The organism is Acinetobacter sp. AM (assembly GCF_003105055.1).
Lineage (GTDB): Bacteria > Pseudomonadota > Gammaproteobacteria > Pseudomonadales > Moraxellaceae > Acinetobacter > Acinetobacter tibetensis.
Genome location: NZ_QETG01000007.1, coordinates 17,025 through 42,702, shown reverse-complemented (window position 1 = coordinate 42,702; position 25,678 = coordinate 17,025). Strand labels below are relative to the sequence as shown.

Annotated in this window: 23 protein-coding genes and 1 pseudogene; 18 read left to right on the top strand and 6 right to left on the bottom strand. The window is 40.2% G+C overall.

The genetic code is table 11. The features are described 5' to 3' along the window. Positions 1-770 precede the first annotated feature (770 nt). The 10 genes and pseudogenes from DCO44_RS05320 (at position 771) to DCO44_RS05275 (ending at position 12,502) form a co-directional block, all read left to right on the top strand. Entirely contained in the window at positions 771-2,126 is a 1,356-nt protein-coding gene (locus tag DCO44_RS05320) for a DcaP family trimeric outer membrane transporter (RefSeq protein WP_116759782.1), read from the top strand. 304 nt (positions 2,127-2,430) lie between these two features. Next, positions 2,431-3,737, top strand: a pseudogene (locus DCO44_RS05315) (DcaP family trimeric outer membrane transporter). Between the two features lie 142 nt (positions 3,738-3,879). Next, a complete protein-coding gene (gltS, locus tag DCO44_RS05310) occupies positions 3,880-5,121 on the top strand; it encodes a sodium/glutamate symporter (protein WP_116759780.1) in 1,242 nt (413 codons plus the stop codon). A gap of 78 nt (positions 5,122-5,199) precedes the next feature. Next, positions 5,200-6,675, top strand: coding sequence for an alanine/glycine:cation symporter family protein (locus tag DCO44_RS05305; protein ID WP_116759778.1), 1,476 nt, complete (start codon positions 5,200-5,202; stop codon positions 6,673-6,675). 322 nt (positions 6,676-6,997) lie between these two features. Continuing rightward, complete coding sequence (locus DCO44_RS05300) at positions 6,998-7,927, top strand: patatin-like phospholipase family protein (RefSeq protein WP_228157510.1); 930 nt, start codon at positions 6,998-7,000, stop codon at positions 7,925-7,927. A gap of 477 nt (positions 7,928-8,404) precedes the next feature. Then, on the top strand, positions 8,405-8,929 hold the full coding sequence (locus tag DCO44_RS05295) for an acyl-CoA thioesterase (protein ID WP_116759774.1): 525 nt from the start codon (positions 8,405-8,407) through the stop codon (positions 8,927-8,929). Between the two features lie 164 nt (positions 8,930-9,093). Then, positions 9,094-9,675 carry a TetR/AcrR family transcriptional regulator gene (locus DCO44_RS05290; RefSeq protein WP_116759772.1) on the top strand — a complete coding sequence of 194 codons (582 nt, stop codon included), beginning with the start codon at positions 9,094-9,096 and terminating at the stop codon, positions 9,673-9,675. Position 9,676: 1 nt separating this feature from the next. Further along, positions 9,677-10,882, top strand: a complete 1,206-nt coding sequence (locus DCO44_RS05285) for an MFS transporter (protein WP_116759770.1) — start codon at positions 9,677-9,679, stop codon at positions 10,880-10,882. Then, the gene (locus DCO44_RS05280; RefSeq protein WP_116759768.1) at positions 10,882-11,775 is read left to right on the top strand and encodes a LysR substrate-binding domain-containing protein; all 894 of its coding nucleotides are present in this window, start codon (positions 10,882-10,884) and stop codon (positions 11,773-11,775) included. The genes DCO44_RS05285 and DCO44_RS05280 overlap by 1 nt, the downstream gene beginning before the upstream one ends. A 115-nt stretch (positions 11,776-11,890) precedes the next feature. Continuing rightward, positions 11,891-12,502: a glutathione S-transferase family protein gene (locus DCO44_RS05275; protein ID WP_116759926.1), complete on the top strand. Its 612-nt coding sequence runs from the start codon at positions 11,891-11,893 to the stop codon at positions 12,500-12,502. A gap of 79 nt (positions 12,503-12,581) precedes the next feature. Here the strand turns inward: DCO44_RS05275 and DCO44_RS05270 are convergent, their stop codons facing one another. Together DCO44_RS05270 and DCO44_RS05265 are read right to left on the bottom strand one after the other, a co-directional pair. Beyond that, entirely contained in the window at positions 12,582-14,207 is a 1,626-nt protein-coding gene (locus DCO44_RS05270; protein WP_116759766.1) for a bifunctional 3-(3-hydroxy-phenyl)propionate/3-hydroxycinnamic acid hydroxylase, read from the bottom strand. 328 nt (positions 14,208-14,535) lie between these two features. Then, on the bottom strand, positions 14,536-14,733 hold the full coding sequence (locus tag DCO44_RS05265) for a hypothetical protein (RefSeq protein ID WP_116759764.1): 198 nt from the start codon (positions 14,731-14,733) through the stop codon (positions 14,536-14,538). Positions 14,734-15,372: 639 nt separating this feature from the next. Here DCO44_RS05265 and DCO44_RS05260 point away from each other — a divergent pair. From DCO44_RS05260 to DCO44_RS05250, 3 genes are all read left to right on the top strand, one after another. Further along, a complete protein-coding gene (locus tag DCO44_RS05260) occupies positions 15,373-15,672 on the top strand; it encodes a hypothetical protein (protein WP_133243150.1) in 300 nt (99 codons plus the stop codon). 274 nt (positions 15,673-15,946) lie between these two features. Then, positions 15,947-16,156 carry a hypothetical protein gene (locus tag DCO44_RS05255; protein WP_116759760.1) on the top strand — a complete coding sequence of 70 codons (210 nt, stop codon included), beginning with the start codon at positions 15,947-15,949 and terminating at the stop codon, positions 16,154-16,156. A 197-nt stretch (positions 16,157-16,353) separates the two neighbouring features. After that, a complete protein-coding gene (locus DCO44_RS05250) occupies positions 16,354-16,539 on the top strand; it encodes a hypothetical protein (protein WP_116759758.1) in 186 nt (61 codons plus the stop codon). An 88-nt stretch (positions 16,540-16,627) separates the two neighbouring features. Here the strand turns inward: DCO44_RS05250 and rsmD are convergent, their stop codons facing one another. After that, positions 16,628-17,182 carry a 16S rRNA (guanine(966)-N(2))-methyltransferase RsmD gene (rsmD, locus tag DCO44_RS05245; protein WP_116759756.1) on the bottom strand — a complete coding sequence of 185 codons (555 nt, stop codon included), beginning with the start codon at positions 17,180-17,182 and terminating at the stop codon, positions 16,628-16,630. Next, positions 17,182-19,239: a penicillin-binding protein 2 gene (mrdA, locus tag DCO44_RS05240; RefSeq protein ID WP_228157509.1), complete on the bottom strand. Its 2,058-nt coding sequence runs from the start codon at positions 19,237-19,239 to the stop codon at positions 17,182-17,184. The genes rsmD and mrdA overlap by 1 nt, the downstream gene beginning before the upstream one ends. A 251-nt stretch (positions 19,240-19,490) precedes the next feature. Here mrdA and DCO44_RS05235 point away from each other — a divergent pair, with 251 nt between their 5' ends. The 4 genes from DCO44_RS05235 (at position 19,491) to DCO44_RS05220 (ending at position 22,419) form a co-directional block, all read left to right on the top strand. After that, positions 19,491-20,018: a hypothetical protein gene (locus tag DCO44_RS05235; protein WP_116759754.1), complete on the top strand. Its 528-nt coding sequence runs from the start codon at positions 19,491-19,493 to the stop codon at positions 20,016-20,018. Between the two features lie 71 nt (positions 20,019-20,089). Then, on the top strand, positions 20,090-21,406 hold the full coding sequence (locus tag DCO44_RS05230; protein ID WP_116759752.1) for a hypothetical protein: 1,317 nt from the start codon (positions 20,090-20,092) through the stop codon (positions 21,404-21,406). 85 nt (positions 21,407-21,491) lie between these two features. Beyond that, positions 21,492-22,151 (top strand): adenylate kinase, encoded by a 660-nt coding sequence (gene adk, locus DCO44_RS05225; RefSeq protein ID WP_116759750.1) that lies wholly within the window; start codon positions 21,492-21,494, stop codon positions 22,149-22,151. An 85-nt stretch (positions 22,152-22,236) separates the two neighbouring features. Then, the gene (locus tag DCO44_RS05220; protein WP_116759748.1) at positions 22,237-22,419 is read left to right on the top strand and encodes a hypothetical protein; all 183 of its coding nucleotides are present in this window, start codon (positions 22,237-22,239) and stop codon (positions 22,417-22,419) included. A 51-nt stretch (positions 22,420-22,470) separates the two neighbouring features. Here DCO44_RS05220 and nth read toward each other — a convergent pair whose 3' ends face one another. Further along, positions 22,471-23,169, bottom strand: a complete 699-nt coding sequence (gene nth / locus DCO44_RS05215) for an endonuclease III (RefSeq protein ID WP_116759746.1) — start codon at positions 23,167-23,169, stop codon at positions 22,471-22,473. Positions 23,170-23,171: 2 nt separating this feature from the next. After that, positions 23,172-23,963: an RnfABCDGE type electron transport complex subunit B gene (locus DCO44_RS05210; RefSeq protein WP_116759744.1), complete on the bottom strand. Its 792-nt coding sequence runs from the start codon at positions 23,961-23,963 to the stop codon at positions 23,172-23,174. 342 nt (positions 23,964-24,305) lie between these two features. On the opposite strand from DCO44_RS05210, the gene gdhA reads away from it, so the two are divergent. Continuing rightward, positions 24,306-25,649: an NADP-specific glutamate dehydrogenase gene (gene gdhA / locus DCO44_RS05205; RefSeq protein WP_116759924.1), complete on the top strand. Its 1,344-nt coding sequence runs from the start codon at positions 24,306-24,308 to the stop codon at positions 25,647-25,649. Positions 25,650-25,678 lie beyond the last annotated feature (29 nt).

Genomic DNA, 25,678 nt, shown 5'->3' with positions numbered 1-25,678 from the left:
GCAAAAGGCGTAATTTAAATTACGCCTTTTTTATGTGTGTTTTATGCATAGTCTACCTCTATTCAGCAGGAATTCTACTGACAAAGTTTTGCTTGAAATTACGGATCTAAACCTATGGACCTGAATATAATTCGATGAAGATGCTGTCATCACACAGCTCTGTATATTTGATTTAAAACTGCGGCAATTAACCTAATTGTTATTGATTAAAATGAAAACTTCTTAGCATTGCTGCGTAAGATGAGGTAGTGAAGTCACAGAGGAAATTTGGAAAGATTGAGCGTAAATATAAAAAATTAAAGTCTGTGCTTTAAATAAAAGCTGAATCTCTGTTTTGATTTTTCGGCGTTGTTTGGTTTGAGTAAATAAGTCGAATGTTCAAGATTGTACAACAATATAATAATGAGACAGATGAGTAAGAAATCTCTAGGTATTAATTTAAGAGAAAATCACACCTAATAGGTTGATTTCAATACCTTAAAGGTATTGTTTCTGATGTTAATTATCATATTAGTTAAACTTAGCTCATTAAAATAATGAATCATAATTCATTATTTATGAATAATAATTCGATACTTATACTGAAAAGACAAAGACTTAGTCTCAATTTCATTGCAAACGAAATGGTAATTTGTATAAAAAACAAAAAATAGCCTTCGACTAAAGCATATATAGTCGATATAAGACTTATCTGTCACATTTTGGCTCAAGAAATGTTCAGTGGAATGAACAAACAATAATTTGCACTGGTGATGGATAGGGAATTTAGGATGACGACTCAAAAGATGTCTGTGCGTTTAAAAACGTTAGTATTAGCGATGGGTGTGGTTGCAGCAGGAACTGTACAGGCAGATACCAATACGGAAGTTGAACAATTACGTAAAGAGGTTCAAGAGTTGCGAGGCATGTTAGAGCAATATGCACAGCAGCAAAAGCAAATGAACACGCAGCAGCAGAATTATCAGGTTCAGGCTGCTACACAAACTCCGCCAGCAAAACCAGCACCAGAGAAAAAAGGTTTAGGCATTACGGTCGGTGGTGCAGAAGTTAATTTCTACGGTAATGTCCGTGCAGATGCGACTTATCAGATTGATGGTGGTCCAAGCAGAGCGCATCCATATAACCAAATCAATAAAGCAGCTTTAGACGGAGCACCAGGAAATAGTGATCTTTTCAAATCTACTTTAGCTGCAACACGCTTAGGTTTTGACTTTAAGACGCCAACTCAGGTGGGTGATGTTGCTGGTAAAGTTGAAGTCGACTTTTTGGGCAGCAATGATACTTTACGTATTCGTCATGCATACTTAACGTATGCCAACTGGCTCATTGGTCAAACATGGTCAAACTTTGCTGTGCCTGATTATATGCCAGAAACGATTGATGCTTTAGGTTATGTCGGTGGTGCAGTTAAGCGCACTCCACAAGTACGTTATACCAGTACTTTTACGCCAGAAACTAACTTAATCTTTGCATTGGAAGATTCTAAATATAGTTCAGATTCAGTCTCTGGAACGGCTTGGACCTTGGGTTCAGATCCAGATAACCAGATGCGTATTCCAGCACTTACAGCACGTTTGAATCATAAGTTTGCCAACAATGCTGGTATTGTTTCAGCCCGTACCATGGTGGTAGATAAGCAAACTTCTGATGATGAAAAAGTGGCTTGGGGCGTAGGCTTAGGAACAAAATACAATGTCACACCAAGTACGACCTTAAAAGCAGATTACTACCATGTCAAAGGGGATAGTAGCTTTGTATCTTGGTCAAATCCAGGCTATGCAATTGATGCCAATAAAAATATTCAACAAAGTGAATTTGACTCAATTACGGTCGGTATTACTCAGCAGTTTAATCCGAAGTGGCGTGGTACATTGGGTTATGGTTATATGAAGCATGATACAGATTTGGATTATATCAATGCATCTAAAAGCCCAAGCGCTTTGAATAAAGACTTATGGCAAACTTGGGCGAATGTATTTTATAGCCCAATTAAACCAGTGAGTTTAGGTCTTGAATACACCTATGGTGAACGTGAAACCTTCTCTGCACCCAATGCAACAACGCCTTTAACCAGTAAAACAGGTGAAGAAAATCGTGTAAACGTGGTTGCACTGTATAATTTCTAAATATTCAGTTCAAATAAAAAAAGAGGCATAAGCCTCTTTTTTTATTTATTTAAACAATTATTTGGCTAAAATTAAAAGTTACAAAAAGAGGATGGATGAACAAAAAGTAGATTAAATTAGAAACACTTAAAACAGAGTTAAAAAATAATAATAAGGTTTTTGGTAAAAATTCAGCATAATGTTGCGCTTTCATTTCAGCAGTGATCAATTGAGAAATTGATATTATCGTATAGGTCTATTTGTTCACCCGATATAAATGGATCTAGATGAACATGCAAAATACCAAAGGAACAAGGAGCTTGGAATGAGTTTACCCCTCATGAAGAAGCCTAGGATTCGGCAAAGTTTAGCAGTTACCATTGCAACTTTGATGATGACAGTGACTCACGCAGCATCTGTTGAGCAAGAGGAAATTGCACGATTAAGAGCTGAAGTTGAAGCATTAAAAGCTTTGATTCAGCAAAATCTTCCACAAATACAACAAGCAGCAGTGGTAAGTCATAGAACCAAACCACAAATTACTACATCTAAAGCTGTTCATTCCATAAGTACAGAAAAAGCATCACCGTTACAGGTCAAAGCCTCGAGTGGTTCTGAAGTTAAGCTCTACGGATTTGTCCGTGGCGATACCTCTTACCAATTTGATGGTAGCGATGCAATTTTTAACCGTATTAATGCGGTAGTCTTGAGTGATGTAACAAATAAAAATAAAATAGAAGATCGTTTTTATAGTACCGCGACCACAACCCGTTTAGGTCTAGATTTTAAAGCACCGATTCAAGATCAAGATGTTGGAGGGAAGGTCGAAGTCGATTTTCGTGGCAGTCATGATTCACTACGCATTCGCCATGCTTATTTAACTCTGAATAACTGGTTATTTGCTCAAATGACCTCGACTTTTATAACCACTGGCTTACAACCTGAAATGCTTGATTTTAATGCACCTTTAAGGATTGGTACGTTTCGTACCCCAATGGTGCGTTATAGCGATAAATTCAATACAGACACATCATATGTTCTGGGTTTAGAAAAAGAGCATGATGACAATTGCTTCCCAGCATTTACAGCAAAGCTGAAACACAACTTTTCAGAAGCTAAGGGAACCACTTCTTTAGGTGCTTTAGCACAGGAATTTTGTGCTACAGATGCAGATAATAAAACTGCATTTAGTTGGGGCCTAGGTTTAGGTACAAGTTATAAGTTGTCTGAACAACTTCACGTGGTGGGGGATTATTCTAATGTCAAAGGTGATGACAAATTCTTCTTATATACCAATATAGCCTACAATATCAGCCCGACTACAACCTACCTTAACTTAAATGAGTTTGATGCCTTAACGGTAGGTACAATTTATCAATTCAATCCTAAAGTACGCAGTACTTTGGGGGATGGTCTTATGTTGGCAAATGACAGGAATGGCTTTGCTGACGGTTTAGTATCTATAGATACTGTACAAAACAAGACCTTGCAACAAGTTTGGCTCAATGTGATGTATAGCCCTGTGACTCCAGTCACGCTAGGGATGGAATATGTCTATGGTGAGCGAGAAACTTTCTCTGGCAAAAAGGGAAAGATAATCGCGTAGGTGCTATGGCACGTTACAACTTCTAAAACTCTTGCTCTAAAGTCAAACTGCAAGCGCTTTGTACAAGCAGTATGTTTCACTGTTTGTACAAAGCTGCTTATAGCTTTTCCTACATAGAGCGTTATTATTTATCTGTATAACAACAGATAAAATTGACGGACAAGAATTATGGCACTTACTTTTAATGCATTCTATACGCTTATTGCGGCAGTCATTGTATTGTTATTGGGGCGATTCCTGGTGAATCGCATCGATTTTTTACGTCGTTATAATATTCCTGAACCAGTTGCAGGTGGTTTGATTGCAGCGCTCCTTTCCCTAGTTGTATACAACATTTGGGGTTTTAGCATCAGCACAAGCAGTGAATTACAAACCAGCTTTATGCTTATTTTCTTTGCTTCAATTGGTTTAAGTGCAAATTTTTCAAAATTGAAAGAAGGTGGAATGGGCTTGGTGATCTTCCTGATTGCTGTTGCTTCATTCATTGTGGTTCAAGATTTTGTCGGTATGAGTCTTGCGACTTTATTGGGTATTGATCCACTGATCGGTCTTATCGCAGGTTCAATTACCTTAACAGGTGGCCACGGTACTGCGGGCGCTTGGGGTGAAATTCTGGAAGTTGAGCATGGGATTAAAGGTGCATTAGCGCTGGGTATGGCAAGTGCCACTTTTGGCTTGATCATTGGTGGTTTAATTGGTGGTCCATTGGCGAAAATGTTGATCAACCGTTATCAACTTGCACAACCTAAAACCAATGCTCAGATCGAGAAGCGTGATCATACGCCAATGACAGCTCAAGAGGCAGAACAATCAGCACCCTTTGAATATCCACATCAGGTACGTTTGATTACTGCTGATAATGCGATTACTACCTTAGGGATGTTTGCCGCATGTTTGGCATTTGCCGAGTTTATGACGGGTTTTAGTAAGGGCACGTGGTTTGAATTGCCTACCTTTGTTTGGACATTGGGTGGTGGTGTAATTTTACGTAACATTCTTGAGAGCGTGTTCAAAGTAAGTATTTTTGACCGCGCGATTGATGTGTTTGGTAATGCGTCACTTTCTTTGTATTTGGCCATGGCATTACTTTCGCTGAAATTATGGCAACTTGCAGACCTTGCTGGTCCGTTGGTTGTCATTTTAGGTGCACAAACCATTACCATGGCGCTTTATGCAGCCTTTGTGACATTCCGAGTCATGGGAAAAAATTACGATGCAGCCGTACTTTCTGCAGGGCATTGTGGTTTCGGTATGGGAGCAACACCGACTGCTGTTGCCAATATGCAAGCCATCACCAACATGTATGGTGCTTCACATAAAGCTTTTTTGATTGTTCCGCTTTGTGGGGCATTCTTCGTTGACTTGATCAACGCCACTGTTATTCAACTTATTCTTAAGTTCTTTGCTTAAGAGGAAGCAAAAGGTCTTGTTCTCAAGGCCTTTTTTGAATTGCTAAACACTATCTGCTGAGTCTTAAGGAATAAGAAAATGAACGAACAACTAAATACCACCCTGATGTCTTGGGTGCAAATGCTGAATGACCCTTTATGGAACTTTTTGGTGGTATTTTTGGTGGTGGTTGGGGTGTTTTATACCTTAATTACGGGTGCTGTGCAGCTTCGACTATTTTTTCACAGTATTAAAGTCATGAAATCGAGTCGTAAAGAAGGCGATGATGAGCATGGCATTACACCATTCCAAGCCTTTGTGACTGGTCTTGCGAGTCGTGTCGGTGTAGGTAATGTTGCAGGTGTTGCGATTGCGATTGCGATTGGTGGTCCTGGTGCAGTGTTCTGGATGTGGTTAACCGCATTTTTAGGGATGAGTTCAGCATTTGTTGAGTCTTCTTTGGCTCAGCTTTTTAAGGTTCGTGACACGCAAAATCAGCAATTTCGTGGTGGACCAGCCTACTATATTACTCAGGGTTTAAAACAAAAATGGTTGGGTGTGGTTTTTGCGTTATCGTTGATTTTAGCTTATGGCTTTGTCTTCAATGCGGTGCAAGCCAACTCAATCATTGATGCAACCTCGCATGCATGGGGCTGGGATAAAGCCAATCTCATGCTGAACTTAGGACTTTTCTCTTTCGAAATTTCTTGGGTGGGTATTGTTTTAGTGATTCTAACGGCAGTCGTTATTTTTGGTGGAATTAAGCGTATTGCCAAAGTGGCAGAAAGCTTTGTTCCTCTCATGGCAGTGATGTATTTGGCTGTAGCGCTGTACATCGCCGTGAAGAACTTTTCAATGTTACCTGAAATTTTCCAACTCATTTTTACCCATGCTTTCCAGTTTGATGCCGCAGCCGGTGGTTTCTTCGGTGCGATGGTTTCTATGGCGATGATGATGGGGATTAAACGTGGTTTATTCTCGAATGAAGCGGGGATGGGTTCTGCGCCAAACGCGGCAGCAGCATCGGATGTTAAACATCCTGTAAACCAAGGTTTGGTACAAATGCTGGGTGTATTTGTGGATACCTTCGTGGTGTGTTCATGTACAGCGATTATTATCTTGTCGTCAGGGATGTACCATGATGCAGGTTTTGCGGGTGTACAATTAACACAAATGGCTTTGGTGAGCCAGATTGGTAGCTGGGGTGATGACTTCCTTGCCATCATTTTGTTTATGTTTGCTTACTCATCGATTATTGGTAACTATGCTTATGCCGAAAGTAATATGCAGTTCATTAACAATAACCGCAAAGTGATGTTGGTATTCCGTTTACTGGTGCTGTTTATGGTGTACTTTGGTGCAATTACCAGCGTACCATTGGTATGGTCGATGGCGGATTTATCTATGGGCTTAATGGCAACTATTAACTTATTTGCAATTCTATTGTTAACGCCTTTTGCTCTCATGCTATTAAAAGACTATACCTCACAGTTGAAGCAAGGGATTAAAGAACCTGAATTTAAATTGGACAACTATCCAAAATTTAAAGACAAAGTGAATTCTGATATTTGGTAATCGCTTAAAAATCTGATTTTTGAAAAGCCAGTGTGTCTAAATCATACTGGCTTTTTTATTTGGTTTTTGATCTGCAGGGATCATTGATTTAAAAACAAGCCAAGAAGAAAATTTTCGAAAATGCAGCCTAGTCTTCATAATTTCATGGTTTTTGTTCGTTATGCTAATGAGCTAAAGTTTCATTTTTACGAAATGCAACAGTGAAACCATCTATTTTGCATAGAATAACTATTAGTCACGATCAGAGAGTTTACCTACCTTGAAACCGCTTCAATCTAGTTTAGTTATTGGCATTATTTGGGGAATGTTCTCGGGGCAGAGTATGGCTCAGTCATCATTATTGCCCTCGGCTCAGCCGACAACTACGCCTATAGTTACTGAAGCTCAAGTGCAGGCGAATCGTATCGACTTCAAAAAACTCAAACAAACAGAACATCGTCCGATTGTGGCATTGGTTTTAGGCAGTGGTGGTGCGCGTGGCTATGCACATATTGGCGTGATTCAGGTACTGGAGCAATACGGGATTCATCCAGATTTGATTGTGGGCACCAGTGCAGGCAGCGTAGTGGGTTCAATTTATGCCAGTGGGAAAAATGCCCAACAATTACGTGAGATTGCGCTGAATATGAAAGCCAATGATGTCCGTGATGTAAAACTGGCAATGACGGGTTTCTTTGATGGTCAAAAAGTTCAAGACTATGTCAATGAACAAGTGCTCAATACACCATTGGAACTTTTAAAAACGCCAATGTATGTAGTGGCGACCGAGCTAAAAGAAGGTAAAAAAGTAGTTTTCAATTATGGTAATACTGGACAAGCGGTCCGAGCTTCAGTTTCTATTCCGAGTATGTTCATTCCAACAAAAATTGCGGGAGATGAATATGTCGATGGTGGATTGGTCAGCCCTGTACCTGTGAATGTTGCCCGCGAATTAGGTGCAGACATTGTGATTGCTGTAGATATTTTGGCACAACCCGAACACACAGAAACCAGTAATATGTGGGGCTTGTTTAACCAAAATATCAACATTATGCAGAATCACTTGGCTCGAGAAGAATTGAAACATGCCGATATTGTCATTCAGCCAGATTTACGTGAAAAAGTGCATATCTTTGATGTCAAAGGGCGTGAAGAAACCATGCAGGCAGGTATTCATGCTGCGGATAAACAATTGAGTAATATCTTGAAAGTCTTCGATCAACAGAATTATTCACGCGGTTATAAAATTCCTCAATACTCTGTTCAGAACTAGCACTGTGGCACTCAAAAATATTAGAGCTTATAGCCTCAATTCATTCTTTCCAGAGCGTGAAAAAGAGGACAACGATTGGGCTGTTTCTTGTGGGGAGGGCCGTTAATTTAAGCAGAATGTCATTTTCAATTGATATGCCTCAATTCATCCAATTTTAATATTTAAAAAACTTTCACTTTCCCATTTCAAGTAATGGACTGGTTTTGTTTGAGGTTCTCAGTCATTTAAATAGAGCTTTGCAAAGACAAGGTCAGCGGTTAAGTTATAGTCGTTATTGAATGACTTTAAGATAAATATAATAAAATTATAGGTTTATATTAAATTCGAGCGCATTAATATATATTTTACTGAATGATATGGTAATCACTATAAATAATAGTGATGACTTAATTGCCGATTTGAACATGTTATTTATGACAAAAGTTATATAATAATGCGTACATATTCTACTATCTTTGCAAGAGTCTAGAGAGCGCGATGTCCCCATTAGATCAAATTACTCCAATTTTAGATGATCAGTCGGAGTTGACCATGTCTGTATTGATGACTCCAGACATGGCAAATTTCTCGGGTAATGTTCATGGTGGAACTATTTTAAAGCTGCTGGATCAGGTGGCTTATGCCTGTGCAAGTCGCTATTCGGGTAGTTATGTTGTGACACTATCAGTTGATAAAGTGAACTTTAAAGAGCCGATTCATGTCGGTGAGTTGGTCACTTTCCTTGCCAGTGTGAACCATGTGGGCCGTACTTCTATGGAAATCGGTATTCGTGTAGAAGCACAAAATATTCAAAAACGTACTGTACGTCATACCAATAGCTGCTATTTCACGATGGTTGCGGTAGATGAAACAGGTCAACCTAAACAAATTCCACCATTGGACTTAACCAATGAATGGAAGCGTTGTCGTTTTGAGGCTGCAGAACAACGTAAAGTGGCTCGTTTGCAAGAAAACCATCACCCATCTTGCAGCATTTATAAAAAGTCTTCGACACCAAGTTAAAATTTAGCTGTGTTCAAGCGAAACCCGTGAGTGTAACTAACTCACGGGTTTTTTTATGCCGCTAAATGGTATGAACTTATAGTCCTTGGTCTTAATCCTCTAGTTTAGACAGTAAAATTACATTAGTATAAAACGATACGTATCGTTTCGTTTTGTGGTGAGCTATGTCTGAGTTAGAAAAATCTTCGCGTCGCAAGCAATGTATTTTAGATGCTGTGATCGCAGCTTTAGAAGATTATGAATACGGTAAGTTGACGATTGAAGAGATTGCTGCTCGGGCGGGTGTCGGGAAGTCCACCATTTACCGTTGGTGGAAACATAAATCTGACTTGGTCTTTGAAGCCTTCAAGCAGGAAACGGCTTCGGTGTTTGAACTGGATTATGCGCAGAGTCTGGAATTTAATTTAAAGCAACAATTACTCAAGTTATCACATGCTTTAAATCGCCCGATTGGACGAGCTTTATTGGTGGTGTTATCCGAGCATCGTGAAGCCGCTGGGGCGTTTTTTAGTCAGTATTTATTACCGCGCCGTGAAGCGACCCGAAAGTTGATTCAATTGGCCATTCAAAGTGGAGAGATTCGTGCCGACTATCCATTTGAACTGATGCTCGATACTTTGTATGCGCCCATTCATTATCAGATGATCTTCTTTAATCATCAGCCTGATGAAGCTTATATTCAAGCATTGCTGAACATGGTTCTGCAACCTGCACGTATGAATACGACTGAGAAAGTGAGTCCATAAAATGAGATCGGATGGACGTGTAGAGAGGCTGTGGAATCGAGCATTTGTATTTTGTGTTCTGAATAACCTGTTTTTATTTACCTATTATTTTGCCTTGCTGGCCATTTTACCTGTCTACATCATGAAAGATTTGGGTGGGTCTATTCAAGAAGCGGGTTTAGCACTGACCTTGTTTTTGATTTCATCCATTATGGTACGTCCTTTTTCTGGGCTTATTTCGGAAAAAATAGGCAAGAAACTTAGTTTTCGTGGCTCAGAAATTTTATTTGTGCTGTTTGCATTCAGTTATTTATGGATCGACAGCATGTGGAGCCTGTTATTGGTGCGTTTTATTCATGGCATATGGTTCAGTATTTTAACGACAGTCACGGTACCTGTTGCCAATGAGTTTATTCCTGAACATCGCAAAGGTGAGGGGATGGGCTACTTTGTGATGTCAACCAATTTAGGGGTTGTGTTTGGTCCCTTATTGGCTTTAACCATCACTCAATATGCCAGTTTTACAGTGTTATTTGCCATTTTATCGGGACTGATGACGCTAGGATTTATTTTCTGTCTGTGCATTCCTATTCATGATGAAGACAGCCGATCTTTAGTCGAGCCATCATCTTCCAGTTTAACACTACACGATATTATTGAGTTTCGCGTACTTGCTGTGGGTTTGGTCGCACTTTTGACAGCATTTTCTTATTCGAGTGTGATGAGCTTTATTGCGGCGTATACTGAAACCAAGCAACTGATAGCGTATACCAGTACCTTTTTTCTGGTCTTTGCCTGCTCCATGATTTTGGTTCGACCATGGGTGGGGCGTTGGTTTGACCAGAAAGGGGCTAGCGTGGTGATTTATCCATCTTTTATTCTGTTTGCTGTTGGTTTAGCTGTGCTCAGTCAGTTGAATCAGCCATGGGTACTCTGGTTATCCGCGGTACTGATCGGAATTGGATATGGCACTTTATTTCCATGTTTGCAGACGGTCGCCATTCAGAGTGTACCCAAGCAACGGATTGGACATGCGATTTCGACTTATTTTACCCTGTTTGATTTAGGCTTGGCGGTCGGTTCAGTGTTCATGGGAATTTTAATTGCCTATTGGGGCTATGCCATGACTTATTTGTTTTGTGCCATGATGACTTTAGCCACGCTTGTCGTGTATCGAGTAAAAGTGGCAGCTAAAGTTGTATCCGTTCAACATGAAGGAGAGCACTGATGGAATTACGTCATTTACGTTACTTTGTTGCAGTGGCTGAAGAGTTAAATTTTACCAAAGCTGCGCAGCGCATGTGTACGGTACAACCTTCTTTAAGCCAGCAAATCAAAGATCTGGAGCAAGAGGTTGGCGTACAGTTACTGGTTCGCTCTAACCGAAAAGTGGAGTTGACCGAAGAAGGCAAAGCCTTTTTAAAGGAAGCATTACTCAGCTTGGAACATGCGGAAAAAGCCATTCACGATGCACGTAAAGTGGCAAATATGAGTAAAGACCAATTACATATTGGTTTTGTGCCTGTGGCCGAGATGAAGATATTCCCTTACATCATGCCCAATATTCGGGCACATTTTCCCGATTTAAAAATTCATTTTCATAGTTTGACTGATGCAGATCAATTCAGAGCTTTAAAGAAAGGCGACATTGATATTGCTTTCACCCGCTATATTGATGAATCGAGTGAATTAGAGTTTGTACAAATTTTCAATGAACCTTTGGCGCTCATTGTACCGAAAGATTCGGCTGTAGCAGCGCAGCGTCATGTCAGTATTAAAAGTTTTAATCAGCAAGATTTTATTATCAGTGATGAAGGTGCTTCACCTCAACTTTATAAAATTATTCAGGATTTTTTCAAACAATCCAAACTCAATGTGAATGTGGTGCAGCATTCTACCAACATTCTACTCAATGTGAATTTGGTCGGGATGGGGGTAGGCTGGAGTTTGGTTCCTGCTTATGTCATTCCCTTATTGGGCGATAAAATCGTGGTAAAAAATACCATTGAACCTTTACCCACCATTGGTCTGTATGCCAGCTATCGCAAAGAGCAACGTAATGAGGCGATTAACCTCATTTTAAAAATCTTAAAAGAGCAATTCTATACTGGAATTTTCTAATTCAGCACTGAAAATATGCTCCAATTCTAGGTCATGGATGACAGAATCACCACGCAGTTGAGAGGCAAGCTATGCTAAGGTAGCGCAAAATAACAACAGTGGAACCATAACAATGATGCAGCTTTATACCAATCCACAATCACGAGGCAATATCATTTTGCCTTTCCTCAAAGAGCTAAAGATTGAAGATCAGGTAGAATTGATTAATATCAGCTATGAAGATATGCATCAGGCAACTTATTTAGCCATTAATCCCATGGCAAAAGTACCTTGTTTGGTAGATGACGATATTGTCATCACTGAAGTACCTGCAATTATTGCCTATCTGGCAGATAAATATATTGAGCAGGATTTTGCTCCCGCACTGCATGACCCTAAACGTGGTGCTTACTTAAAGTGGCTGTTCTACATCCATGGCCCATTAACCGAATATATGGACATTAAAAATTTAAATGTGGCTAAAGATCTGATTGAAAGTAAGAAAATGGGTTTAAGTTTTGGTGATGAACAGCGTTTATTTCAATTTTTAAAACAAGGTTTAAGTCAGGCAAAACCCTATTTACTTGGAGAAAAGTGTACTGCGGCAGATTTATATTTGGCGTATTGGTTGGTGTATGCCATGTCGTTTAAGTTGCTGCCATATTTTGAAGAAGCTAAACCATTTTTACGACAGATGAAAACTCGTGCTTCGGTTCAGGATATTGCATGGTTCAAAGCGATTGAATAGTTATTTAGCGCGCAATCACAAAGCCCAGAATTGTTCTGGGCTTTGTGATTTAGAGGATGTAACGCCGTAGCGCAGAGCATTAAGCTTTGCTGTGTAACTTTGCGAACAATGCTTGGCTGATTTGATCTACGCTTTGAGGAATCGCGAGTGCTGCTACAAAGCGGTCAGGGCGTAAAATGACCATAGAGTCGTTGGTGCGACCAAACCAGCTACGGATTTCAGTGCCAATATCACCGACACAAATCACACCATCGAATTGTTTACGCTTTTCATTTTGCAACTGAACCGCAGGTAAAACTTGAATAAATTTTACCCCTAGCTTTTTCCATTGTTGTAGGGTTGCATCTGATAAGCCCCATTGTGGGTCTACCCCCCAAGCCAAGATTGCGAAGTCATTGCCAATGATTTCATCCAAGAGCACCTGTTCGCCAGAAACCAATTCAACTTTAGGCTGAATAAACATTTTACCGACAGGTGAGTGCTTCAGCTTATTTTGAATCAACACGCCATCATGATATTGCGGCATGGGCTTAAAGCGCATTTCTAATAAATATTGTTTAATCGGCTTAATATAATTGAGTGCATATGCAATGCCATCACGTACAAAGCCTTGCCATTTTTTCGGTGGTGCCAATACATGACCTGCCATCACGGAAAGATCAATCATGGCTTTGGCATGATCTTTACGTTCAATTTGGTATGAATCTAAGAGTTCAGGTCCTGCTTTTCCTTGTACAACCAATGCCATTTTCCAGCCTAAGTTAAAGGCATCACGCATACCGCTGTTATAGCCCTGACCTTGCCAGACGGGCATAATGTGCGCGGCATCACCTGCAAGTAAAATACGATCTACACGGAATTTATCTGCAATGCGGGCATTATGGGTATATACACGTTGACGAATCACCTCGATATTATGGGTATTCGGTAAAACTTTTGCCAACAGTTGATTAATACTTTCTGGTTTGCTGAGCTCTTCTTGGGTTTCACCAGGCATCACCATAAATTCGAAACGACGGATACCATGCGGTAATGCAGCCGAGACATATGGACGCACGGGATCACAGCATAAATAAATATGTGGGGTTGCCAATGGGTCATTTTCTATATCAATGACAATCCATTGATTCGGGGCAGTTTTACCGTCAAAACCGATATTTAAGGTACGACGCACGATAGAGTTACCCCCATCGCAGGCGATCAAATATTTGGCTTTTACAACTTCAGCTTCTCCCTGTTTATTTTGCATATTCAAGGTGACTGATTGCGTATCTTGGCTAAATTCAGTCAGTTGACGTGCAAATAGAACTTGGGTTTGTGGATATTGTTTTAGCCCTTGTAGTAATACATTGTCGACTTGCGGTTGAATAAAAGCATTACGACGCGAGAAACCAAATTCACGTGTTAAAGGTTGAATATCCGCAAAGCAATGCCCTTTAGGAGTCAAAAAGCGCATGGCATGATTTGGGGTTGTATGGGGTAAAACTTGCTCTACTAGCCCAAGAGACTGAATCGTGCGCAATGCTTCATCATCAATACCAATAGCACGAGGGTAATCGATTAATTGATCCAGTTGTTCTATGACGGTGACTTGAACCCCTTGTTTGCTTAAATAATTTGCAAGCGTAAGCCCTACAGGGCCAGCGCCAAGGATTGCCACTTCAGTGGTAAAATCAGTATTTTTTGTGCTCACAGCGAATCCCATTCAATCCATTCACAATAATGCTATTAACGGTGAAGTCATGACTGCAAACAAGCTATGCCATAGTGGATAGCTAGCATAAATAGGTTTTGGGTTAGGTTTAATATTTTTAATATTTATATGATTTTATTTACTTTATTTAAAAATCAATCATAGTTGATGTCATGGGAATCATCATAATTAACTATATTCATTATTCAGGAATTTTAGATAATTATACATTTCTTAGAAAATTTAGGTGACACAGAATACGCTGAATCACCTGAAAATTTCTAAGACCTTCGAGTGAATGAGGTGGAGTGAAGGTCTTAGAAAACTGGTGTACTAGGCCTTATTGTGCTGGCGTAGCTTCACTTGCTGAGTCTGTAGTAGGTTGAGCAGCCGAGCCTTCAGTTGCAGAACTAGCAGGTTGCTCTTGGGTTGAAACAATGACTTTTTCTTCAGTTTGAGGTTGTTCAGTTGTTGCAGCAAAAGTTGTGGTTGTTACAGCAGCAAAGGTTGTTGCAAGTAGGATATGAGTTAATTTCATAATAGGCATCCTGTGTTATTAACGAGATAAAATTAAAGCTGTTCTACTTATCATCACTTAAGTCAGAACAGGACTCATGCTAAGGATTCACAGGCATTCAATCAATTGAAACAACAAAGCGAAACAGAATGAATTACGTGAATAATACAATAATGTGCAAACTGTGTAGCTTGGGTAACAATGAGGTGAAACGGTCATCAGGATTTGTATTTAAATATTTCAACAGCACGTCATCAAACGATTTTCATTTACTTAAACCACACATAATGGCTAGGGCGAGGCTGTTTTATGGAGGGATGACTCAGGGGAGACTTGTAAGAAATTATTTCGGATTAAGATGTATTGAACAAAAATTAAAGATATTGAAAAAATACAATATATTTTAAAGTATTTTAACTGGGAGTATTCATCAACGTGATTTGACTAGGTCGGTCATATTGCTTCAGCCTAGAAGAATAACTGTTCGATAAAAAGCGTTAAGGTGATGGAATTACATCTATTTTTAATGAATGGAAATATAGACATTAAGTCATAACAGCACGTTTATTTTGCCATAACAAAAACAGAACAAGTTGCTTGTTTTTTATTCATCTTTATTCTGAATAATGAAGAAGTACTCCCATATGTAAGGGGAACATTATGATAAAACTAATTGTGTTATCCACTTTGTCGGTCATTATGTTGTCGGGTTGTGTTTGGTATGATGATGATTGGTATGACCATGATCATCACGACTATGATCATCGACCATCTTATGGTTATGGATGGGATGGACGTCCAGATTATAGACCTCCGCATGATCATCCTTCACAGCATCGTCCTCCAGAAAATAGGCCACCAGAGCACCGTCCATTTGGACGTAGACCTCCTGAAAGTCGTCCACCTGATCATCGACCAGATCGACCAAACTATAAGCAGACTAGGCCATTACCACATTAGCTGAATTTTTAAGGATGCTGAATATCTCGTTAAATAAGAGGATGTTCTTCTTATTTAACTTTATGTTAGATAAGTTGCGGGAGAGATAGTTTTCGAAAAATTGAAGACAAGAACATAATTGTTTTAGCACGGCTTTTATTTATCGCAATTTTTCTATTAGTGATAGAGTAGACGTATTTTAAAAAATAGTACAAAAAACGCACAAATTGAAAACCCCTAAATCGCTTTAAAGAAGAATAATAAATATTCGACCCTAGTAAAAAGGGGAAGGAAAATGATAAAAGCAACCTTATTGCTAGTACTGAGTACTGGCTTGATGATGGGTTGTATGTCACATAGTGCAGGCATGGATCATTCAAGTACAAGTCCAATGCTTCAAGAAACTGATTATCAACCAGAACCATCTCATCAAAAACATATGAATGACAAAAATGGTTCATCTCCCAAAGTTGACTTTATTCGATACCCTTTAATTGATTTATGAGTATCAATGCACCAGATGGAGATTGGTTTTTTCCATCTGGTTTTTATTTAAAAACAAAATTTTTATATGTTATTGAACTGAATTATCTTTCAAGTCTTTGTATTTTGGGGTGGGAATAGGCAGCAAACAAAATATTGCTATTCATGATCTTTGAATCAGGAATAATAAAAATTGGATAAAAAGATTAGGTAAAAATAATGATTAAAAATATTGTGTTATTGGTTTTAACCACGAGTTTACTCACGGGATGTCTATGGCATGATGATTGGGATCATCGGCACAATAGACCACCTCCACATCATGGTTCAGATCATCGACCTGATTCTAATCAGCATGATCATTCGAATAATCAGCATAATGATCATAACCAACCACCACGTTAATGTGATTGTATGGTGTTGAGCTGTTGCATTTATTATTTGAAGCCAGTTGAGGCAGGGTGCAGATAACTGGCTTCAAATTAAATATGCATTAAGAACGAGTCACTTTTTTATATAAGCCTGCTCGGACTGTACCAGCTTTGGTTTGCTTTATAGATTGCCAACTGTGCGGTAAATTCAGCGTGTTGAGCTCACGATCAGCTTCAATATAAATCAACCCATTTTCAGCAATCAGCGGATCAGTCAGTTTGGCCAGTTCTTCCCAAAGATTTAAACTATAAGGTGGATCTAAGAACACCAGATCAAAACTTGACTTTAGTGTCACGAGCGCTTGTTGAGCAGTGGTCACTTTTAATTGGCAATTGTCTGCTTTTAATAATTGAATATTCTGCTTTAGAAATTGTGCCTGAGTTTGGTTAGGTTCAATCATCGTGACATGTTTTGCACCACGTGAGAGGGCTTCAAAACTTAAAGCCCCAGAACCTGTACACAAATCCAGTACTTGTGCATTTTGAATATCCCACATTAACCAGTTAAACAAGGTTTCGCGGACGCGGTCAGGGGTCGGGCGTAGTCCTTCAATACTTGCAAATGCGAGTTGGCGTCGTTTCCATTCTCCACCAATAATTCTGAGTTGATTCTTCATTATTCAATATCTTCCGTTGCAGCAGTTGGTGCGGCTTGGGCTTGTGGTTGTGTCGGCGCAACTTGAGTTGGTGAATGTGTAGCAGTATGAGGTGTTGACGTGCTTTGCTGAGCCTGAGTACTAGCGGTTGAGCTAGATGTACCAGAGCCACTCGGTAGTTCACCTGGTTTAATACCAGCAGTCATTAATCCACCACTAATTTGATGCCCTTCAGGCTTAATCGGGTTCTTTTTACGTTGCATTAACCAATAGTCAAATACAGGTCGTGCCAATTGTGCAGCAGAACCACCATGACGACCATTTTCCCACACTACAGCAATGGCAATCTCAGGATTTTCTGCAGGTGCGAAACCGACAAAGAGACCATGGTCTAACTGACGTTCGGTCAGTAAAGCTTCATTATATTTTTTCCCTTGCGCAATACTTTTGACCTGTGCTGTACCTGTTTTTCCTGCAATTTTATACATTGGCGTTCGAATACCACGACCTGTACCAGTTTCAATTACATCTACCATGGCATCTCGCATTTGTACCCAGTCTTCGTCTTTACCATTAAACTGAATATGCCCATCAGGTGCATTTAAAACTTTATGTGGTTTAGCCCCTTTACTGGTTTGTAATACATGTGGGATAACATGTGCACCATGATTGGCAGTGATTGCTGTAGCCATGGCTAATTGCAATGGCGTGGCGGTAAATGCACCTTGACCAATACTGACCGAAATCGTTTCACCTTTCAGCCATTTACTTTTTCGTGTACGCATTTTCCAGTCAGGATTTGGATATAACCCTTCACTTTCACTCGGTAAATCCACCCCTGTTTTCTGACCGAAGCCAAATTGGCGCATCCAAGCATTCATTTTCTCAATACCCATACGGTAAGAGAGCACGTAATAAAAGGTATCGCAGGAAACGACTTGGGCCTTATGCAGATTGACTACACCATGCCCCGATTTTTTCCAGTCACGGAATTTATGAGAGTCACCCGGCAGGGTAAAGTAGCCATGATCAGAAATTGCGGTACCCCAGTCGATATAGCCGTAGTGAATACCTCCTAAACCAAACATGGGTTTAATGGTTGAACCTGGTGGATATGCCCCTTGTACTGCACGGTTATAAAGCGGTTGATCAAGGTTATCGCGTAAACCGCTATAGTCGGTATGGCTAATCCCTGTAACAAACAAGTTTGGGTTAAAGCTTGGGCTAGAAACCAGCGCAAGGATTTCTCCTGTACGGGGATCCATGGCGACAATGGCGCCACGACGTCCTGCCAATTGCTCGGTAGCGACAGTCTGTAAGCCATAATCGAGCGAAAGATATAAATCATTACCACGAACGGGTTCTTTACGTCCTAAATGGCGCAGGACATTACCATGCGCATCGGCTTCGACAGATTCATTACCGGGTACGCCATGCAAGAGTTCCTCATAGGATTTTTCCACCCCAATTTTTCCAATGAGGTTGGTGCCTGCATATAAGTCTTTATCAATACTTTTTAGTTCTTTGTCATTAATACGACCCACATAACCAATCACATGGGCAAACAGTTCACCATGTGGATAATAACGGGTCATTTGGGTCTCTATATTGACTCCAGGAAACTGGAATTTAACTTCACTGAATTTGGCAATATCCGTTTCAGTTAAATTAAGTTTAATCGAAACGCGTTCGGTTTTTTTCGAGGTTTCAATCCGAGACAGGAAGCGTTCAATATCTTCGTCAGTCAAACTCAAAACTGGGGTAAGACGCTTGACTGTGTCGTCAATATCTTTGATATCCGCACGGCTCATTGTTGCTGTAAAGACAGGATAGTTATCGGCCAATAAAATACCATTACGGTCATAAATATAGCCGCGAGCAGGTGCAAGTGGTTGAAGTCGAATACGATTTTGATCCGATGCTGTCGCAAACTGTTGATATTGCATAATCTGCAAGTAGGCATAACGTGCCACCAACAGCAACATAAAAAAGCTGACAATCCCGACAGAGATAAATACTCGATTGCGATAAATGCGCTTTTCTTGTTGGACATTTTTTAAAGGAAAGTGCTGCTTCATACGCTATTGACTTACACTGTGGGGGAGAATCAGGAAGGCGCTATTCTAACTCAAGTCACAGGCTTTGATAATGCTTATCTGTTGGAACTGGTCGGGGCTAGGTTGTTTAATTGCAACTGGGTGTTTTGACTTTATAGACAGTAAAAAGATCAGGTGTTGTATATAAGAATAGAAACAATTCTGTTAAAGTCAAAAACATGCAAAAAATTTGGAATGCATGCACAATTAAAATAAGGACAAAGGTGACAATAATGACAAGAGTTTATCCCTTGTTAGCATTGATAACATTATTCAATACAACTTATGCGCAAGACCATCATTATTTACCAGATGCGAAATTGACGCCTGAAAGTGTCAGCACATGGAATCTTGGAGCAGGGGTAACCCAACAACTGATTCACTTAAATGCTGAATGGGTCAATCCTTATGGTATTGCCTATGGCAAAGCAGGTTTTTTTCTTACTGATGATTCGCCTTTTGGAACACAAATTGGTTTTAGATATCCTTACTATTTCACAGGGAAGGATAAAAACGGGTATTATGTGGGGGCTTATGCGGGTCACATTGCCAGTAAGCAAGTGGACAATAAAGATGAAACGCGCTTAGGTGCGGGTGTAGATCTTGCATATGTTTTGTTAGACAAAGATCGCATTAGCACATTGAGTGTCGGGCTTGGGGCGGGAGAAGAATTAAAAAATCGTGAGGGTGAGGTTGTGGAACACATCGAACCGAAAATACAATTCTCTTATACATTAAGTATGGGCTTAAGCAGAAAATAACCTGTTTAAAAAAATTAAGAATTAATCTCTGTTATTTAGTCATTATTTAGTCATTATTTTGGAAAATATGCATGCTTGAGTACATCAATCAGTTGTGGCAAACCTTTTTGAATCGTCCCGATTTTTGGGCTGTGCTGAGCATTATTCCTGTAACTGCATTTGTGACCTGGGCACATGTTTGGATGGCGCTCAAAATGGTGTTCTATCCAATTACTTTTTGGGGCTTTCATTTAGGTCCTTTGCCTGTGGGTTGGCAGGGAATTGTGCCGCGAAAGGCAGGACGCATCTCAGGGATCATTACCGATAACACCTTGTCTAAATTGGGTTCTTTGCGCGAATTTCTAGATGCCATGGATCCAGAAGATATGGCGCGTATTATCGGTGAACAGGTTGGCTTTGAACTGGAACATCTGATTGATGAAGTGATGGTCGATCGCAACGCCGTACTTTGGGAAAATCTACCTTATTCGATTAAACGCCGTATCTATGCGCAGGCGCATAAGCAGCTTCCAGAAGTGTTAAGAGAACTGGTAACAGAATTAACTGTGAACGTCGAGTCATTGGTTAACATGCGTGAAATGGTGGTCAGCCAAATGGAGGGTGATCGTCGTTTAATGGTCCGTATGTTCTTAAAAGTGGGACAGAAAGAAATCAATTTCATTTGGCACATTAGTGCCCTAATTGGAATGTTTTTTGGCGTGTTCCAAATGATTGTGTGGTTTGTGGTGCCTTGGCACTGGACAGTTCCGTTTTGGGCATCGGTTTGGGGTTTTTTAACCAACTGGATTGCAATCTGGATGGTCTTTAACCCGATAGAGCCACATTATGTACGTTACCCGCAACTCACTGAATTAACTAAAGATCGTAAGTTTCCTTGGGTTAAGCCTGTCTGGCCTAGAATCGGAACGTATAATATTCAAGGTGCGTTCATGAAGCGTCAGGAAGAAGTATCGGACGTATTTGCGAGTGTAGTCACAGAAGACCTGATTACGTTAAAATCCATCATGACTGAAATGATGTATGGCAGTAAAAAAGACAAAACGCGTCGTATCGTCAAGCGTCATATTAATCAGATTATGGAAACTCCACTAGTTAGAACGTCATTACAGTTATCTTTAGGGCCAAAAGAGTACGCAAAACTCAAGACGGACTTGATTGATCGCTCAATTGAAATTACGATGGTGCCAGTATGCGACCCTGCGTTCAATGCGAGCCGTGCACAGAAAATCTTTCAAATGTTCCGAGAGCGTATTCGAGAGTTAACGCCGAAAGAGTTCCAGAACCTGTTACGTCCTGCATTTCAGGAAGACGAATGGATTCTGATTGTATTAGGTGGGGTCACTGGATTTATAGCTGGTACAATACATTTGTTTGTGGCTTTCTTATAATTAGATACTCATGCTGACTGTTTAGATCTGCATAATTGTTGGCTCGAAGTATCATACATATTGTTTTAAATGAGGATGTTTTTTTATGCGCATTATCTTACTCGGACCACCTGGAGCAGGTAAAGGTACACAAGCTCAGTTGATCTGTAAGCGCTACAATGTCCCACAAATTTCAACCGGTGATATGCTCCGTGCTGCAATTCGTGAAGGTACTGAATTAGGTCTTAAAGCTAAAAGCGTAATGGAAAGCGGTGGTCTGGTTTCTGATGAACTGATCATTGGTCTGGTAAAAGAACGTATTGCTCAACCTGACTGTGTGAACGGCTGCATTTTTGATGGTTTCCCGCGTACGATTCCGCAGGCTGAAGCTTTGGAAAAAGAAGGCATTAATATCGATCATGTGATCGAGATTGAAGTTCCTGACGAAGAAATCGTTCAGCGTTTGTCTGGTCGTCGTCAGCACCCTGCATCTGGTCGCGTTTATCATGTTGTTTACAACCCACCAAAAGTTGAAGGCAAAGATGACGAAACTGGTGAAGATTTGGTTCAACGTCCAGATGACCAAGAAGAAACTATTCGTAAGCGTCTAGGTTCATATCATACAGAAACTGAACAGTTGGTTGGATTCTACCAAGGTCGTGCTGCTTCTGGTGAAAATGCCCCGACTTATGACAAGTTAAATGGTTTACGTGCAATTGAAGACGTACAAAAAGATTTGTTCGCGATTTTAGATCAGTCAAAATAATTCAAAACTGAATTTTTGACTTTAAAAGAGTCCTAAGTCATATTAGGGCTCTTTTTATTTGTCCGAACTTTTTGAGGATACGATTTTGTTAAAAATTGGTTTATTCATTTTAGTGGTGGCTTGCTTGGCGATGTTGCTGGGTTTGTTGTATATCAGCTTTAAAATGTTAAGAGAAACCCAACAAAAGCAAAAAGAAGAAAGTAAAACTGCGGAAAAACCTCAATATCAGTTACATCCGAAATTGAAACAAAAACAGCCTAAAAAATAAGAGCGTGATTTTTGGATGACAGCGCATCTTGTGCTAGATGCACTGTGCTCCTTAAATATTATTAACAGGAATCGCGCGGGGAGCCCCAAATTCAAAGCGCTCTGGCCAATTACACACATCTGAAACCACACATTCGGCACACTTGGGTTTACGTGCGATACAGCAGTAACGACCATGAAGAATCAGCCAGTGGTGTGCATCGACCATAAATTCTTTGGGAATCACTTTGACCAGTCGATGTTCCACTTCGAGTACATTTTTTCCTACCGCTAACCCAGTCCGATTACCTAAACGAAAAATATGCGTATCCACCGCCATGGTTGGATGTCCGAATGCGGTATTCAACACCACATTTGCAGTTTTACGTCCAACGCCAGGTAAAGCTTCTAAGTCAGCACGATTATTCGGCACTTGACTGTTATGTCGCTCCATTAAAATTTGGCAAGTTTTAATGACATTTTCAGCTTTGGAATTATATAAACCAATGGTTTTGATGTATTGCTTGAGTCCTTCGACACCCAGTCCAAAAATGGCTTCAGGCGTATTGGCAATGGGGAATAATTTGTCCGTGGCTTTATTGACACTCACGTCAGTGGCTTGAGCCGATAAAGTCACAGCAATTAACAGCTCAAATGGTGTTGAAAAGTTTAATTCAGTGGTTGGATTCGGACGTTGATCGCGTAAACGTTCAAAGAAGGTTTGAATTTGCTTCTTGGTCATGTTTTTAACGGTAGAGGTTTTGGTTGTCATGTTTAAACCCCTTGCAATGCATTGAGTTGTTCGGTCAATGTTAGCAATTGAGCACGTTTGGCGACATCTTCACGAACACTAAGTTGTTTTTCTAATTTTTTAATTTGTGTCCGTAACTTTGCCAATTCAATGGTTGATTGGGCATTTTGATTGGCTACAGCAGGTGTTTTATCTGCGACTTCAATCACAGGTACAGAGTCAAGTTGAGTAGAGAATTGAGCAAATAATGTGGTATCAATCTCGGCACGTACCACAGGTCCTTTGCGGTGCAAGCGCCGAGTTTCTTCTCGCTGAATGTGAGCATAGTAGCGCTGGCGTAAATTGTTTTGTTCCTTAGTACGCTCAATTTCATTCGGTAAGCTATTCAAGTCTTCGACCAAATCAATGCAGTCGACTGGACAGGGTGGAATACAAAGTTCACAGCCCGTACACAAATCAGTCAAGACACTGTGCATGAGTTTACCTGATCCAATAATCGCATCGACAGGGCATGCACTAATACATTTGGTACAACCAATACATTCATCTTCTCGAATAATGGCTTTCATCCGTTGCGGACGTCCATCCGCCTGAAGTGGCCATACGCTTTCTTCAACCTGTAAATGTTGACGCTGTAGCAAAAGGGCTAGAGCATCTGCAACAGGTTGCCCACCTGGTACGCATTTATTGGCTGCTTCTCCTTCTGCAATCGCTTTGGCGTAGGGAAGGCAACCATCTCGATGACCACATAAACCACATTGAGTTTGGGGGAGTAGAGAGTCGATGTGTTGAATGAGAGCAATTTGCGAAATCATGCGAAAACCACACCTGTCTTTAAAACAGGATTAGAGAGATAGAGTCAAATTTTCCCGAATTTTAGCATGATTCAATGGATTAATCTTGTGTTCCAAATTAATGCATTTAGTGTATTTATATAGTGCAAGGCTTGGGTGAATTGTTAAGCTAGGGTTTAAAAAACAGAAAAGACAAACTTTGAGTAATAGTTAAATAATTGTTTGTTATATATTGAAAATATGATGTTATTTTAAATAAATATTGTGGAAGGTAGATAAAAAGTATTTAATGTTTTGCGCCAAAATTTATCACTTAATTTAATTTTGACCTATTTTGATTCATAAATTGCTGAGGATGAAGTGTTGAAATACAGTAGCCTAAACGACTTTTTGGATTACGTAAAAACACGTGATGCACACCAACCCGAGTTTCTACAAGCGGTAGAAGAGGTGATGACCAGTCTGTGGCCATTCATTGAAAAGAACCCAAAGTATGCAGCACATGGATTACTTGAGCGTTTAGTTGAACCAGAACGTGCCATCCAATTCCGCGTGTCATGGGTAGATGATCAAGGCAATACCCATGTAAATCGAGCATTTCGTGTTCAATACAACTCAGCAATTGGTCCATTTAAGGGGGGAATGCGTTTCCATCCCTCTGTCAATTTATCCATTTTAAAATTCTTGGGTTTTGAACAGACTTTTAAAAATGCCTTAACAACGTTGCCTATGGGTGGCGGAAAAGGGGGTTCTGACTTTGACCCTAAAGGGAAATCAGAAGGCGAAATCATGCGTTTCTGCCAAGCATTAATGATTGAGCTATACCGTCACTTAGGTTCTAACACAGATATTCCTGCTGGAGATATTGGTGTTGGTGGCCGTGAAGTCGGCTATATGGCAGGCATGATGAAAAAGCTCAGTAATGACACTTCTTGTGTATTTACTGGTAAAGGCTTGGCATTTGGCGGCTCTTTGGCACGTCCAGAAGCAACGGGTTATGGCACAGTATACTTTGCTGAAGAAATGCTAAAAACGCGTGGTGACAGTTTCCAAGGAAAAACCGTGACCATTTCAGGTTCAGGTAATGTTGCACAGTTTGCTGCGGAAAAAGCCATGTTCCTAGGTGCAAAAGTCGTATCACTTTCAGACTCGAATGGTACGGTTTATGTCAAAGATGGTTTTACCGACGAACTTCTAGCAGAAGTGATGCATTTGAAAAATGAAGCGCGTGGACGTATTTCTGAATTTGCATCTAAGCATGGATTTGAATATTTAGAAGGCAAACGCCCTTGGGGGATTCCTTGTGATATCGCTTTACCATGTGCAACTCAGAATGAATTGACGGGTGAAGATGCAGAGGTATTATTAGCCAATGGTGTTTTCTGTGTTGCAGAAGGTGCCAATATGCCTTCAACCCTCGACGCTGTTGAAAAATTTGTTGCAGCGAAAATTCTGTATGCACCAGGTAAGGCATCCAATGCAGGGGGTGTTGCAACTTCAGGTCTAGAAATGTCACAAAATGCTTTACGTCTAGGTTGGGGTTTCGAAGAAGTTGATGAGCGCTTACATGCGATTATGAAAGAGATTCACCGCAATTGTGTTAAATATGGCACGAAAGCAGACGGTAGCATTAATTATGTAGATGGTGCCAATATTGCAGGCTTTGTAAAAGTTGCAGATGCCATGCTGTCACAGGGTGTGTTCTAAAGCTGAATAAATAGCACATATAAAAAAGC

Excerpts from the sequence above, each read along its gene's own strand:
- DCO44_RS05320 (WP_116759782.1), top strand. The coding sequence starts at position 771 with ATGACGACTCAAAAGATGTCTGTGCGTTTAAAAACGTTAGTATTAGCG.
- DCO44_RS05280 (WP_116759768.1), top strand. The coding sequence starts at position 10,882 with ATGGAATTACGTCATTTACGTTACTTTGTTGCAGTGGCTGAAGAGTTA.
- mrdA (WP_228157509.1), bottom strand. The coding sequence starts at position 19,239 with ATGAAGCAGCACTTTCCTTTAAAAAATGTCCAACAAGAAAAGCGCATT.
- DCO44_RS05295 (WP_116759774.1), top strand. The coding sequence starts at position 8,405 with ATGTCCCCATTAGATCAAATTACTCCAATTTTAGATGATCAGTCGGAG.
- DCO44_RS05255 (WP_116759760.1), top strand. The coding sequence starts at position 15,947 with ATGATAAAAGCAACCTTATTGCTAGTACTGAGTACTGGCTTGATGATG.
- DCO44_RS05230 (WP_116759752.1), top strand. The coding sequence starts at position 20,090 with ATGCTTGAGTACATCAATCAGTTGTGGCAAACCTTTTTGAATCGTCCC.
- DCO44_RS05285 (WP_116759770.1), top strand. The coding sequence starts at position 9,677 with ATGAGATCGGATGGACGTGTAGAGAGGCTGTGGAATCGAGCATTTGTA.
- DCO44_RS05270 (WP_116759766.1), bottom strand. The coding sequence starts at position 14,207 with ATGGGATTCGCTGTGAGCACAAAAAATACTGATTTTACCACTGAAGTG.
- DCO44_RS05305 (WP_116759778.1), top strand. The coding sequence starts at position 5,200 with ATGAACGAACAACTAAATACCACCCTGATGTCTTGGGTGCAAATGCTG.
- DCO44_RS05250 (WP_116759758.1), top strand. The coding sequence starts at position 16,354 with ATGATTAAAAATATTGTGTTATTGGTTTTAACCACGAGTTTACTCACG.
- rsmD (WP_116759756.1), bottom strand. The coding sequence starts at position 17,182 with ATGAAGAATCAACTCAGAATTATTGGTGGAGAATGGAAACGACGCCAA.
- DCO44_RS05210 (WP_116759744.1), bottom strand. The coding sequence starts at position 23,963 with ATGATTTCGCAAATTGCTCTCATTCAACACATCGACTCTCTACTCCCC.
- DCO44_RS05300 (WP_228157510.1), top strand. The coding sequence starts at position 6,998 with ATGGCTCAGTCATCATTATTGCCCTCGGCTCAGCCGACAACTACGCCT.
- DCO44_RS05235 (WP_116759754.1), top strand. The coding sequence starts at position 19,491 with ATGACAAGAGTTTATCCCTTGTTAGCATTGATAACATTATTCAATACA.
- DCO44_RS05290 (WP_116759772.1), top strand. The coding sequence starts at position 9,094 with ATGTCTGAGTTAGAAAAATCTTCGCGTCGCAAGCAATGTATTTTAGAT.
- DCO44_RS05265 (WP_116759764.1), bottom strand. The coding sequence starts at position 14,733 with ATGAAATTAACTCATATCCTACTTGCAACAACCTTTGCTGCTGTAACA.
- gltS (WP_116759780.1), top strand. The coding sequence starts at position 3,880 with ATGGCACTTACTTTTAATGCATTCTATACGCTTATTGCGGCAGTCATT.
- adk (WP_116759750.1), top strand. The coding sequence starts at position 21,492 with ATGCGCATTATCTTACTCGGACCACCTGGAGCAGGTAAAGGTACACAA.
- DCO44_RS05275 (WP_116759926.1), top strand. The coding sequence starts at position 11,891 with ATGCAGCTTTATACCAATCCACAATCACGAGGCAATATCATTTTGCCT.
- DCO44_RS05260 (WP_133243150.1), top strand. The coding sequence starts at position 15,373 with ATGATAAAACTAATTGTGTTATCCACTTTGTCGGTCATTATGTTGTCG.
- nth (WP_116759746.1), bottom strand. The coding sequence starts at position 23,169 with ATGACAACCAAAACCTCTACCGTTAAAAACATGACCAAGAAGCAAATT.